Below are 13,011 nucleotides of genomic sequence, written 5' to 3' on the forward strand. Positions count from 1 at the left end.
AGCCTGTTTTCGGAGGTGTACACCGTTCCTTTCAGCTCCTCCTCGGCGCTGTTCGCCTCGTAACGATGTGGCCATCGTCGCGCCCGGCGAGCCCTGGGCTTTTTTGTCCCGGTTGTCCCATGGCGACGGCGCGGATCTCGTTTCGTCTGTCCGATGTTGTCACCGGTCACCCGACGATCCCGGGAGGCCGAGTAGTGATGGCGCAGATCTCGTTTCGCCTGTTCGGCTCGCAGCCGGATCTCCATGAGATCGACATCCTCGTCGGCCCTGGACGAGGCGAGCATGACCCGTAGTCGGGAACGGCTCGCGGCGGCGACGGAGATCTCGTAGGCGCTGTTGCGGCCGGCCAGCTTGATGAACAGCACCGCGAGGTCGAGAGCTATGAGCAGCAGAGAGATCATTACACAGACCAGAAGCGCGTGCAGGTTGTGGCGGAGCACTGCCAGCAACGCGTCCTGATGGTCGAGAACGCCGGCGGGCGGCGGTGCGCTGTCATTGTTCTCCGCCGTCTGTCTACTAGCGTCACCGTTGATCCGTTCGATGTTCGCCGACCTGTTCGACTGTGCGGTGGCAAGGGTTTCCGCGGCCTCGTTCTGCCGGGCGACCGCCTTTGCGTAGTTATCGTTGAGAAGCTTGAATACGGGGCCGTTTCCAGCCAGGCCGGTGGCTCCTCGTCCCTCGCGCTCGTCCGTGACCGCGGTGAATGCCTTCCCGACGGCCGTACTGGCGGCCTCGAGTTGGTTCTGGTCATTTTTGATCTCATCGTCGAGCGCGGCGAGCTGAGCGCTTCTGACCTGCTCGACCACAGCGTTGAGCGTGGCTGTCCGGTCGGTGTGCCGCCGGCCGAGTTCCGCCGTGATCTCGCTGTCGAACATCTTCAGGACCAGCGGGTCGGTCACGATGACCGCGATGAGCAGGGTGATCACGACTCTGATCGCGTAGCTGCCGATCCTCGGCCGGCCGTGCGGTCGAGCGTCCTCCTCGTGGAGATCGGAGAAGTCGACGCTCACCTGGGACAGCAGGAATCTGTCGTAAACCACCACGGCCGCCGCGACCAGCAGGCCGACGAGGACTCCGGGGAAAATCCCGCCCCCGGTCGCAATCATCAGAAAGAACGTGCAGCCGGCTGTCGCATAGACGTAGTAGAGCGCCATGAACAGGGCGGCGCAGGTGTACCGGGCTCGGTCGGTGAACACGGTGACGTGTGCCGGGTCGATCCCGGCAACGACGAGTAGACGGTTCACGTTTTACCGGCCAGCCGCGCGTTTTCGACGGCTGGCACGCGTCCCACGGCCACTGGATCAGGGAATTTCACACATGATCTTCGTAAATCCAGATGGACCTTCATTCAGAGCTCCCCCGTCGTGCTCCATGACCGGGAACGACACCTCCCGGGACGACAACTTTATACCTGTGTCCACGCGGTGGCCGGATTCATCCGTGATGTCCGCCGGGGGTGCGCTTCTGGATGCTTCGTCCGCGGGCCGTTCGTTGTCTTTCCGAAGCCACGACGGTGCGCGGGGACGGCGACGGCCGGTATCGGTCCAGCGGACGGAGGGCGGTGGACGGAAGATGGCGATCTACAGGCCGTATTGTTCGAGGAGGCGTAGCCAGATTTCGCTGACGGTGGGGAATGACGGGACCGCGTGCCACAGGCGGTCCAGGGGTACCTCGCCGACGATGGCGACGGTCGCGGCGTGCAGCACTTCCTGGACGTCCGGGCCGACGAACGTCGCTCCAACGATCACCGATCGTTCGGAGTCGATGACCAGTTTGCTGCTCCCGCTGGACGTGGTGCTGGCGCGGCTGCGCACCTGGGCGCCGGCCACGTCGCCCGTACCGTAGGTCACGCTCCGTACCGGCAGGCCGGCGTCCCGGGCCTGCTGTTCGGTCAGGCCCACCGCGCAGACCTGGGGATCGGTGAAGATCACCCGTGGCACCACGTCCGTGGCGGCCGGGACGTCGCGGCCGAGGATGACGTCGGCGGCGAGCCTGCCCTGGTACTTGCCCATGTGCGTCAGCAACGCCCGGCCGTTGCAGTCACCGACGGCGTAGAGCCAGCCCCCGTCCACCCCGGTTGCCCGCATCCAGCCGTCGACGTCGACGAACCGGCCGGGGGCCAGCCCGACCATGTCCAGGCCCAGATCCGCCGTTGCCGGTCGGCGACCGACGGCGACGAGAATCTCCTCGGCACTGATCCGGCTGCCGTCGGCCAGCGTCGTCACCACCGTCGAGTCGCCGTCCTGCCTGCGCGCGGACACCAGTGGCACACCAGTGATCACTTCTATGCCCGTGGCCTGGAAAGCCGCGCGCAGTTCCTCCCCTGCGAACGGTTCCTCCCGCGCGAGCAGCCGCCCGGCGGCCTCGACGATGGTCACCCGTGGGCACCCGAGACGGTGGAACGCCTGTGCCATCTCCACCCCGGTCGCGCCGCCACCGACCACCAGCAGCCGGCGCGGCACGTAGGTTGCCGCGGTGGCGCTCCGGTTGTTCCATGGACGCGCGTCGCGCAGGCCGTCGACTGGCGGGACGACCGCGACCGTCCCGGTCGCGATGACCACCGCCCGTCTCGCGGTCAGCCTCCTGGCCCCGTCATCGCCGGTGATCTCGACTGTCCGGGTCCCGGCCAACCGGCCGGCCCCGCGAAACAGTGCGATCTTCTTGCTGTCCAGCCAGGGCACCTGGCCGCTGTCGTCCCAGCCGCCGGTCATGTAGTCGCGCCACGCGAAGGCCGCGGCGGCGTCGACGGTACCGGTGACCGCCTGTGCGGCACCGGGAACACGGCTGGCCGCGGCGAGCACGTCGCCGGGGCGCAGCAGCGTCTTGCTCGGAATACATCCCCAGTACGAGCATTCCCCGCCGACCAGTTCGCGCTCCACGATCGAGACGGTGAGCCCGTTGTCCGCGCATCGGCCCGCGACGTTCTCCCCCGCCGGGCCGCCTCCGATCACGATCACATCGGCCTCGTGCGTGTCGACCTCGTGCATGCCGGCCCCCTTGTGCGCCTGCGGACTGTGCCCGGTAGACCAGGGGTACCCGCTGGATGGCCGGAGGCAGCGCGATCATGTCGTGATCATGTTTTTTGCGCTCGGACGCGCGTCCAAAATTCGAGCTTGGAAGTTCTGGAAAAAACCCGCTCCTCGGGCGCTTCGAGGGTGTACGGACGGGACGGGCCGCCACCGATCGCTGTCAACGGGTCTCGGTCTCGGGCGCGGGCCAGGGGACGGGCACAGCGGTGCTGGTGGCGGACCGTGACCCGCGCGCGGACGCGAAGGCGTCGGCGCCGGCCTCCCAGGTTCGTCGCAGGTCGGAGCCGGTGGGGAAACGCTGGTCCAGCTCAAGGATGACCATGCCGTGGGCGAAGGCGAACATGGCCTGCGCCACCTGCGGGTCGCCGGTCGCCAGGAAGAACGGTTCGCCGGACCACTCCTCCAGGCCGGGTGTTGTCGAGCCACGGGGCAGGCGGGAGCTGGTGGCCAGGCGGTACAGATTCGGGTGGGCAAGCGCGTACTCACGGTAGGCGGTCAGGACGCTTGCGATGCTGCCCTCTGCTCCGGGATGGCGCACCGCCTGATGCAGGGCCTGGCCGATCTCGGCCAGTGCTTCGTCGACCAGGGCCAGTTCGACGGCATGCTTGCCCGGCAGGTGTTTGTAGATGGAGGGCGCCTGGATGCCGAGCTCGGCGCCGAGCCGGCGCATGGTCAGGGCGTCGGCTCCTTCCGCCTCGAGCAGTCGCCTGCCCGCGGCGATGATTTCCGCGGCGCGGGGGCTGAGCGCACGCGACCGGGACGGTGCGCATGGGGCGGAATCGGCACGCTGGGCGGAATCGGCACACGGGGAGGAATCGGCGCACGGGGAGGGAACGGACCGCGTCATGCGAGCGGGTCGATGACGAACACCGGATGCCTCGGCGCGATGCGGGCGATCTCCTCGTCGGTCGAGTCCGCGCTGACGCCGTCGAAGAACACTCCGACCTCGGCCTTCCAACGGCGGAGGTAGGCGTGCAGGATCGGCGCTTTGTCCGCGTCCGCCACCTCATGGGCACTCCGGTGCTCCCGGCGGCACCCGAACAGGATGTCGAGGTTGCCGTCGGCGGCGCGCAGGTTGCGTACCCACTGGGTCTCGCCTCGCGGCGCGACCAGGTACTGCCCGCCCTCATGGTTGAGCAGGTTGACCGGGACCCGGCGGGGCTGCCCGCTGGTCCGTCCCTTCACCTCCAGGACGCGGCTGCCCCAGATGCTGACACCGGCCCGGGTGAAGCCCGCGACCAGGTTGTTGAAGACATGTCGGGTGAACCGGCCGGGCTTGCGGTAGTAGATCTTGTCCGCTTCGGCCATGGCTGATCTCCTTCGGGCGCGGTGATGTCACCGCATGGTTGATGTTGGTGGTCACAGATGTGGCTAACGGTGTTAGCCGAGTCTATCGCGCAGATTCGGTTTGTCATGCGGTTCAACCGCGCATGTGCCTGCCCGCCCGGGTCGACCGGCAACGTCGCTGCGCCGGGGCGGAGCGCGGCGGGCGTGGCAGGGGTGTCGGATGCGGCCGGCGCGGATGTCCGCGCCGGCGTGACGAGACGTCACAGCGGGGTCGCGGCACCTCCCGTGGCCCCACTGGATACGCTGTCGGGCAGCCAAGCTTCGATCTGGTGAGCTGGCGGGCGGTCAGTAACGCGGACGGTCGTGACCGCGTTGCTCTTCGTCGGTCGGGCCAGCCGGGTCGGCGCTGGTCCGTTGTCACTTCGAGGAGTGCCCGGTCGAGGCGGGAACCGAATCGGCCGCCAGCCGCCTGGTATCCCGAGCCGCTTCCGGAGGCCCGCCACCGTGTTGACCGCGTCCACGCTTGCTTCGACGACTCTCGCGCTCGGCCCGAGCTTCCTGAACACGGAGCATCTGGCCAAGGCGGGTCTGTTCGTCATCCTGTTGATCGTCTTTGCGGAGTCCGGGCTGCTGATCGGCTTCTTCCTGCCCGGTGACTCGCTGTTGTTCACGGTGGGGCTGCTCGTCTCCAACGGCACGCTGTCGACCCCGCTGTGGCTGGCCTGCGTGCTGATCTCCATTGCCGCGATCGCCGGTGACCAGACGGGCTTCCTGTTCGGGCGCAAGGTCGGCCCCACGCTCTTCCGGCGCCCGGATTCCAGGCTGTTCCGGCAGGAGAACGTGGAGAAGGCCCATGACTTCTTCGATCGGTACGGCCCCCGCTCGGTGATCCTCGCCCGCTTCGTCCCGATCGTGCGGACGTTCACCCCGATCGTTGCCGGGGTCAGCGGCATGAACTACCGGCTGTTCGTCACGTTCAACATTGCCGGCGGGCTGCTGTGGGGTACCGGTGTGACGGTGATCGGCTACTTCCTCGGGAAGATCGAGTTCATCGCGCACAACGTCGAGAAGATCTTCATTGGGATCGTGCTGCTGTCGGTGATTCCGATCGGGTTCGAGCTGCTGCGGGCCCGGCGCCGGGGTGGGCGTTCCGGCCCGGGCGCGGCGCCGGTCGGGGCCCGGCACTCCGCCCGGTCCCGCCGGACCGCCGGAACCGACTGACCAGCAGGCCCCGCCGGATCACCGGAACCAGCTGATCACCGGAACCGGTTGATCCGGTGGCCCTCGCCGGATCAACCGGTCGGCGGAACCAATCGGAAACCGACGGGGGAACGCGGGGAACGAATGATCGGCGATGGAATCGGCCGCAACGGAGAGAGCCGCCACAGCCAGGTAGTTGGGCCGGGCCCGCGCCGGAAACAACCGGCCTGAAAACAAAGGGTCCCGATGGGTGGCCACCGACACGGGGGGAGTCGGTGGCCACCCCACCGGGACGTACCCCACCTTAGCCGTCCAGGGTCCGCCGCGTCCCACCCTGGTGCCAAAAACCTGGCTGGGGCTTCCCAACGTGCTGTTGGGCCGCTGGTGCGTCCCGCTCTGGTGCACAAAGTCGCGGCGTGGCCCGTCGCCTGTCGCGGCCATGACGGGACATCCACATATGGCCTGATTTTCTTTTCGGGAGGCCGCTTCAGGAGACCGCGTGGGAGGCTGCCGCTCATCCCCTGCGTGTCCGGCCATGGCCGGTGGGTGGTAGACGGGTGACGGTATTTCCCGGGGCGGCCGGGGCGGACACGGGCGATCTCCGGTACCGGCCTGCCGAAGAACCACCACAGGAACCACAGGAATTACAGAAGTTCGGTTGGAGAACTACAAGAAGTGAGGTTGGCTGATGTCCCTGCTCGACCGCGGTACTCCCCCGGATCCGTTCGACGTTCTGCCCGTCGTACCGTCGTTCACCCTTACCAGTGACGACTTCGCAGACGGGGACGCGCTCACCAAGGAGTTCGCGCACACCTCGGCCGACGGTGCGAACGCCTCGCCGCACCTGCGCTGGTCCGGGTTCCCGGCACAGACGCGCGGCTTCGTCGTCACCACCTTCGACCCGGACGCCCCCACCGGCAGCGGCTTCTGGCACTGGCTCCTCGTCGACATCCCGGCCAGCGTGACCGAGCTGGCCCACGGGGTGGCAAACGGCGATCCAGCCGGCCTGCCGGCTGGGTCCTTCCACGTGCGCAACGACTACGGGACGGCCGATTTCGGAGGTGCCGCACCGCCTCCGGGGGACCGTCCACACCGTTACGTGTTCGCGGTGCACGCCGTCGACGTCCCCTCGCTCGGTGTGGACAGCTCCGTCACGCCCGCGGTCGTGGGGTTCAACCTGGCGTTCCACACCCTTGCCCGGGGCGTGCTGCGGACCACCTACCAGCGCTGACGCCACCAGCGCTGACCGGCAGCTCTGGACGTGGCATGGCTGGGCTGGCAGGGCTGGCACGGCAGCCGTCGACGCCGCCGGCGCTGACGGCTGCCGGTCACAGCCGGCTGTGGGCTTCCGGCATCACGGCGGTGGGCAGGATGGCCGGACGCGGGTAGGTTGACGGACATGCTGCGTAAGCTCGTCGTTCTCGCGGTTGTCGCCGGTGCCGGCGCGGTGGCGACCGTTGTCCGTCGCCGGCGGGGCAGGGACGAGGTCGACCTCTGGCACGAGGCGACCACCGCCATCAACGCGAGTTGATCCGAAGGTTCTCGCCCCTGATCCCTGATGCCGCGACGGGCCGGACCCGGTGTGACCCGGCCACGCGATTTTGTGGTGCTCGGGAACGGCACCGCCGCGACGCGGTCACGGGTGGCTGGTGAGGTATCCACCCATGGTGCGGAAGTACTCGGTGGCGGGGTATTCGGCACCGTCGTCGGTGCGTATCCGGCGGATCACCAGGCCGCGGTTGTGCCCACGGCGGGCGTCCGCGCCGGCCACGATCACGATGCCGTCGCCTTCGCGGATGAAGACGCGGCCCGGCGTGCCGCCGTAGCGTCCCTGCGACACCGCCGCCGACAGGATCCGGATGCGCTCGCCGCGGTGGAACGTGAAGGCGTTCGGGTACGGGTCGGACTGCGCGCGGACCAGGCGTTCGATGTCCTCGGCCGGCCAGGTCCAGTCGACACGGCTGTCCTCGATCGACCGCTTGTGGAAGAAGCTGGCCCTGGAGCGGTCCTGCCTGACCCAGTCGGTGTGGCCGGAGGCGATGAGCGCCAGTCCGTCGACGGTGATCGGTCCGAACAGGGCCAGCGTCTTGTGGAACAGGTCGGTGGCGGTGTCGGTCGGCTCGACGGGCACGGCCCGCTGCAGCACGATGTCGCCGGCGTCGAGATCGTCGTCCATCATGTGCGCGGTCACGCCGACATCCCGCTCGCCGTTGATCAGAGCCCAGATCAGCGGGGCGAAGCCGGCGTACGCGGGAAGTAGTGAATCGTGCACGTTGAGTGTGCCGTGCCGGGGTAGGGTGAAGACCTCCGGGGGGATCCAGGTGCGCCAGTTCGTGGCCACGATGATGTCCGGTTCGACCTTCTCCAGCTGGCGTACCAGGTCCTCGTCGGGGCGGCTGCGGATCAGCACGGGAACCCCGTGCTCCTCGGCCAGGTCGGCCACGGAGTCGTCCCAGATCTTCTCGTAGGCGTGGTCGCTGTGGGGATGTGTGACGGCGAGGGCCACCTCGTGCTCGGAGTCCAGCAGGGCTCGCAGGGTGCGATGTCCCCAGGTCTGGTAGCCGAACGTGACGACCCGCATGGGGCTCCTCCTTGACGTGGACAGCCGCTTGGCGCCCTTCGCGGGTGGGAAATTCGGTAGAAGATTAGTTAAGGTAACCTTACCTAATCTTTATCGACATGTCCGCTTGAGTCCCGGACATCCCGCCGGCGCCCGCTCGGTGCCCATCCGTCATCCGTCATCCGTCATCCGTCGGCTGTCGGCCGCTCGGGGCCGGACCGGCCGCAGGCCTCAGGACTTCAGGGCGGCGGCCGGCCTCGGGCTGTGGTGGCGTCCCATCGGGATGACCAGCGGGGTGCCGCTGACCGGGTCGGCCACCACCTGGCAACGCAGGCCGAACACCTCCTCCACCAGCTCGGCGGTCACCACCTCGGCGGGTGGCCCCTGGGTGACGATGCGGCCGGAGCGCATCGCGATCATGTGGTCTGCGTAGCGGCACGCCTGGTTCAGGTCGTGCAGGACCATCACCACCGTGCGCTTCTCCCGCCGGTTCAGGTCGACGACCAGGTCGAGGACGTCGATCTGATGGGCGAGGTCCAGGAAGGTCGTCGGTTCGTCCAACAGCAGCACGGGGGTGCCCTGGGCCACCGCCATCGCGATCCACGCCCGCTGGCGCTGGCCGCCGGAGAGCTCGTCCACCGGCCGGCCGGCCAGCTCCAGCATGGCCGTCGCCCGCAGCGCATCGGTGACGGCCTGTTCGTCCGCGGCGGACCACTGGCGCCACCAGGTCTGGTGCGGGGAACGGCCGCGGCCGACCAGGTCGACCACGGTCAGCCCCGCGGGCGCGACCGGGGACTGCGGGAGGATCCCCAACTGCCGGGCGACCCGCCTGGTCGGCATCGAGTGGATGGAGCGCCCGTCCAGGTGCACCGCGCCCGCCCGCGGGCGCAGCAGCCGGGCCAGCGCACGCAGCAGCGTGGACTTGCCGCAGGCGTTGGCGCCGACGATCACACTGATCCGGCCGGCGGGGACGACCAGGTCGAGGTCGTCGACGACCACTGTGCTGCCGTAGGCCAGCCGCAGCCCGCTCGCCCGCAGCTCGGGCAGGCCCGGGCCACGCTCGTCCGTGGGGCTGCCGTCCGTGGCGGTGCCGCTCGTGGGGCGGCTGCTCGTGGAGCCCGTGTCGGGGAGGTCAGCCGGTGCCGTCGGCCAGGATGGTGGCTGGAACGTCACGGGATCAGCCTCCGGAGTCGGTGCGGTTCGCCCGGCCGAGCAGCCAGAGCAGGAACGGTGCGCCCAGCACGCCGGTCACCACGCCGACCGGCAGTTCGGTTTCGGACAGGAGCTGGCATCCGATCAGGTCGGCGGACAGCACGATCAGTGCTCCGGCGAGACCGGAGGCGAGCGGGGGCGGCCAGGCGAGGTTCGCCAGCCGCTGCGCGATCTGCGGGGCGGCCAGCGCCACGAAGACGATCGGCCCGGCCGCGGCGGTAGCGAAGGCGACCAGTCCGACCGCTGTGATCATAAGTGCCAGCCTGGTGCGCTGGACCGGGACCCCCAGCCCGGACGCGACCTCGTCGCCGAGCTGGAGGGTGCGGGTGACCCGGCCGAGCGCCAGCGCGACCGGGGCGAGCACGGCCATGGCCAGCGCCAACGGGCGGGCCTGGTCGAAGTTCCTGCCGTTGAGGTTGCCGACCAGCCAGCCCAGGGCCTGCCCGGCCTCGGCAAGGCGGGCCCTGGCCAGCAGGTAGTCGGTGGCGCTGCTGCACAGCCAGGACACCCCGATGCCCACCAGGATGATCCGGTATCCGGAGGTGCCGCCCTTCCAGGCCAGCAGATAGATCACCAGCGCTGTGGCGAGGCCGCCGATCAGGCCGAGCAGCTGGCTGCCGAGGCCGGCACCGAAGCCGAGCACGATGTCCGCGACGACCGCGGTCTGCGCGCCGGCGGTTATCCCGATCATGTCGGGGCTGGCGAGCGGGTTACGGGTCATGGTCTGGAACACCGCGCCGGAGATGCCGAAGGCGACACCGACGAGAAGCCCGACCAGGGCCCGAGGCAGCCGGAGTTCACGCACGACGAACAGCGCTCCGGGGTCCCCTGACCCCCACAGCGCCGGGACGACCTCGGCGATGCCGATCGGATAGTCACCGAACGCGATCCCCAGGCAGAAGACGGCGAACGCGGCGGCGGCCAGGACGGCACAGACCGTCACCAGCCGTGGCCGCAGCACGGCGGACGCGGCGGGCCGGGCCAGCCGCACGGCGGTGCGGCCGCCGACACGGCTCAGGCTGAGCGGACCGTAGGTCGTGGTCACGGCTGTGCTGGCCGCAGCCGTGGAGGCAGCTGTGGCCGCAGCCGCGGAGGTGGCCGCGGACACTGGCCTGCTCGTGCTCGTGGTCGGGGTGGCCATCGGCTAGAGCTCCGCGAGACGCCGGCGGCGGACCAACATGACGAAGAACGGCGCGCCGAGGAAGGCGACGATGATGCCGACGTTGATCTCCTGTGGGCGGGCGACCACCCGTCCGACCACGTCGGCCGCCAGGATCAGGCAGGAGGCCAGCACCATCGAGGTCGGCAGCAGCCACCGGTGGTCGGCCCCCGCGATCATCCGGGTGGCGTGCGGGACGACCAGTCCGATGAAGACCAGCGGTCCGGCCACGGCCACGGCACCCCCGGTGAGTACCGTCACGGCGACGGCACCCTGCAACCGGATGAGGCCGACCCGCCGGCCGAGGGCGGCGGCGACGTCGTCGCCGAGCGCGAGGCTGTTCAGCCCGGGCGCGAGCCTGAGCGCGAGCACCACCCCGGTCAGGACGAACGGCGCGGCCTGCGCCACGAGCGTGCCGTCGCGGCCCGCGATGGATCCCGCGGACCAGTACCGGTAGCGGTTCAGCGCCTCCGGGCTGGTCAGCGCGATGGCGCTGGTCAGCGAGCCGAGCAGGGCGGTCACCCCGACCCCGGCCAGGGCGAGTTTGACGGGGGTCGGGCCGGAGCGCCCGGCGGCGCCCAGCAGGTACACGAGCACGCTGGCGGCCAGAGCGCCGGCGAAGGCGAACCAGATGTAGCCGTAGAGCGAGGTCAGCCCGAACGCCGACACGGACAGGACGACCGCCAGCGTGGCACCGGCGCTCACCCCGAGCAGCCCGGGATCCGCCAGCGGGTTGCGGGTCAGCGTCTGCATGATCGTGCCGGCGAGACCGAGGGCGGCGCCGACGAGCAGACCGAGCAGGGTGCGTGGGACGCGCAGCCCCCACACGATGGCCTCGACGTCCCCGTCGTCACGATGGATCAGTACTCGCAGGACCTGGTCCAGTGGTACCGGTCGGCTACCGATGGCGATCGACAGGGCGCACAGGAGCGCCAGAACGCAGAGGGAGGCCCCCAGCAGGACCGGTCGCCGTGCCGGGTGCAACCCCCGCCGTCCCGAAGCGGCCCGGGGAGCGGGCCTTCCTGTGACCGGCCCGTCCGCCGGCGTGGCGCTCGTCGGAGCAGTGCCTGTCGGAACGGAGTTGGGTGGGGCGGTCGTCCCCGTTGATGCGACTCGGAGCCTGTTGGTCACGCGGTCCTCATGGTCACAGAATCTTAGGGCAGGTATACCTAAACCATCAATCGGTGGGAAGTCCTTGTTATTTAGGTAAATATTACCTTAGTATGCGCTCCGCCGGATATCGGATCCGTGGCCTTCGGGCCATGTGTCCGGCTGAACCCGAAGAGGAGCAGATGTTCACTACGCCGCCGCGTGCCGCGCGCGTTCCCACCGTTTCCTGCTTACTACAGTGTGTAGTTGTCTTCGTGGCGATCGCGCTGGGGCTCGCCGCCTGCGGCAGTGACAAGACGGGCGCTGCGAGTCCCCGGCCGTCGTCCGTCCACAGCGGCCAGAGTGCGTTTCCGGTCACAGTCGCTCACAAGTACGGCTCGACCCGGATCACCGCCCAGCCCACCCGGGTCGTCGCGGTCGGCCTGACCGACTCCGAGCCGCTGCTCGCACTCGGCGTGAAGCCGGTGGGCGTCGTCGACTGGTTCGGGGAGCGCCCCTACGGCAACTGGCCGTGGAGCGGGAAGCTGTGGGCGGGGACGGCTCCGGAGATCGTCGGCGAGCGCGGCGAGCTCAACTTCGAGAAGATCGCGGCTATCAGACCGGACCTGATTCTCGCGCTGTACTCCGACATCACCCAGGAGCAGTACGACACCCTCTCCAAGATTGCTCCCACCGTCGCCCAGTCGAAGGAGCATGACGACTTCGCCACCCCGTGGAAGGAGATGACTCGCACCGCCGGCCAGGCGGTCGGTCTGGAGAGCAGGGCCAACGACCTGATCGCCGCCATCGACAAGAAGTTCGCGGACGTGCGTCAGGCCAACCCGGACTTCGCGGGTAAGACAACGGCCATCGTGGACCCATACGAGCCGGGGCAGTATGCGGTGTTCTCACCCAACGATCCCCGGTCGGTGTTCATGTCGGAGATCGGTTTCAAGGTGCCCGACCAGATCGGCCAGCTCGCCGGGCCGGAGTTCGCGGCCGAGATCAGCTCCGAACGGCTGGACATCGTCGACGTCGACCGGCTGCTGTTCGTCACGGACGCGTCCGACGCCGAGGCGCGGGTCAAGGCGGATCCCGTCTACAACCGGCTGAAGGTCGCCAGGGAGGGCCGGGCGCTGTTCGTGCCGTACGCCGACCCGCCGGTGGGCACCGCACTGACCTTCAACAGCGTGCTCAGCATCCCCTACGCCATCGACCAGTTGGTGCCGCTGCTGAAGACGCCCGGCTCAGCCGGGTAGCGACCCCGCGGGCCCGCCGGCTCGGCTCCCGCGTCTGCCGGATCGACGTCGTCGGTCCGCGGCGGAGCCGATCCGGCGGCACCCCGGGAAACCGGGAGCCGGGTGTGGCGGGCTGGCCGCCCAACGGCCCTGCTGATCGACTGATGGCGACCGATAGGGACCGATGGTGACCGACAAGGTCAAAAGTTGGTATATGCGACTGTTTTGCTCCGAGTC

At 69.1% G+C, this 13,011-nt stretch carries 12 protein-coding genes; 4 read left to right on the forward strand and 8 right to left on the reverse strand.

Features of this window, described 5'->3' with window-relative positions; all coding sequences use genetic code 11:
• The 4 genes from CM1CMNOD_RS00005 to CM1CMNOD_RS00020 form a co-directional block, all read right to left on the reverse strand.
• Positions 1-1,244 (reverse strand): DUF4407 domain-containing protein (locus tag CM1CMNOD_RS00005; protein WP_131773777.1); only part of this gene is annotated, 1,244 nt, incomplete at its 3' end.
• A gap of 336 nt (positions 1,245-1,580) precedes the next feature.
• The gene (locus CM1CMNOD_RS00010; RefSeq protein WP_013871618.1) at positions 1,581-2,987 is read right to left on the reverse strand and encodes a dihydrolipoyl dehydrogenase family protein; all 1,407 of its coding nucleotides are present in this window, start codon (positions 2,985-2,987) and stop codon (positions 1,581-1,583) included.
• A 202-nt stretch (positions 2,988-3,189) separates the two neighbouring features.
• Positions 3,190-3,876 (reverse strand): TetR/AcrR family transcriptional regulator, encoded by a 687-nt coding sequence (locus CM1CMNOD_RS00015; RefSeq protein ID WP_013871619.1) that lies wholly within the window; start codon positions 3,874-3,876, stop codon positions 3,190-3,192.
• Positions 3,873-4,337 carry a nitroreductase family deazaflavin-dependent oxidoreductase gene (locus CM1CMNOD_RS00020; protein WP_013871620.1) on the reverse strand — a complete coding sequence of 155 codons (465 nt, stop codon included), beginning with the start codon at positions 4,335-4,337 and terminating at the stop codon, positions 3,873-3,875. The genes CM1CMNOD_RS00015 and CM1CMNOD_RS00020 overlap by 4 nt, the downstream gene beginning before the upstream one ends.
• Before the next feature lie 483 nt (positions 4,338-4,820).
• On the opposite strand from CM1CMNOD_RS00020, the gene CM1CMNOD_RS00025 reads away from it, so the two are divergent.
• The 3 genes from CM1CMNOD_RS00025 (at position 4,821) to CM1CMNOD_RS00035 (ending at position 7,047) form a co-directional block, all read left to right on the forward strand.
• A complete protein-coding gene (locus tag CM1CMNOD_RS00025) occupies positions 4,821-5,537 on the forward strand; it encodes a DedA family protein (RefSeq protein ID WP_013871621.1) in 717 nt (238 codons plus the stop codon).
• A 667-nt stretch (positions 5,538-6,204) separates the two neighbouring features.
• Positions 6,205-6,747 (forward strand): YbhB/YbcL family Raf kinase inhibitor-like protein, encoded by a 543-nt coding sequence (locus tag CM1CMNOD_RS00030; protein WP_013871622.1) that lies wholly within the window; start codon positions 6,205-6,207, stop codon positions 6,745-6,747.
• Positions 6,748-6,915: 168 nt separating this feature from the next.
• A complete protein-coding gene (locus CM1CMNOD_RS00035; protein ID WP_013871623.1) occupies positions 6,916-7,047 on the forward strand; it encodes a DLW-39 family protein in 132 nt (43 codons plus the stop codon).
• Positions 7,048-7,152: 105 nt separating this feature from the next.
• On the opposite strand, the gene CM1CMNOD_RS00040 is transcribed toward CM1CMNOD_RS00035, so the two are convergent.
• From CM1CMNOD_RS00040 to CM1CMNOD_RS00055, 4 genes are all read right to left on the reverse strand, one after another.
• Positions 7,153-8,097, reverse strand: coding sequence for a methionyl-tRNA formyltransferase (locus CM1CMNOD_RS00040; RefSeq protein WP_013871624.1), 945 nt, complete (start codon positions 8,095-8,097; stop codon positions 7,153-7,155).
• 210 nt (positions 8,098-8,307) lie between these two features.
• Entirely contained in the window at positions 8,308-9,123 is an 816-nt protein-coding gene (locus tag CM1CMNOD_RS00045; protein ID WP_043604282.1) for an ATP-binding cassette domain-containing protein, read from the reverse strand.
• Between the two features lie 130 nt (positions 9,124-9,253).
• On the reverse strand, positions 9,254-10,333 hold the full coding sequence (locus CM1CMNOD_RS00050; RefSeq protein WP_043602608.1) for a FecCD family ABC transporter permease: 1,080 nt from the start codon (positions 10,331-10,333) through the stop codon (positions 9,254-9,256).
• A 99-nt stretch (positions 10,334-10,432) separates the two neighbouring features.
• Positions 10,433-11,431 (reverse strand): FecCD family ABC transporter permease, encoded by a 999-nt coding sequence (locus CM1CMNOD_RS00055; RefSeq protein ID WP_043602609.1) that lies wholly within the window; start codon positions 11,429-11,431, stop codon positions 10,433-10,435.
• Positions 11,432-11,811: 380 nt separating this feature from the next.
• Here CM1CMNOD_RS00055 and CM1CMNOD_RS00060 point away from each other — a divergent pair, with 380 nt between their 5' ends.
• A complete protein-coding gene (locus tag CM1CMNOD_RS00060; RefSeq protein WP_202797651.1) occupies positions 11,812-12,795 on the forward strand; it encodes an iron-siderophore ABC transporter substrate-binding protein in 984 nt (327 codons plus the stop codon).
• The last annotated feature ends 216 nt before the right edge of the window (positions 12,796-13,011 follow it).

The sequence above is a fragment of the Protofrankia symbiont of Coriaria myrtifolia genome (assembly GCF_900634755.1).
GTDB lineage: Bacteria > Actinomycetota > Actinomycetes > Frankiales > Frankiaceae > Protofrankia > Protofrankia coriariae.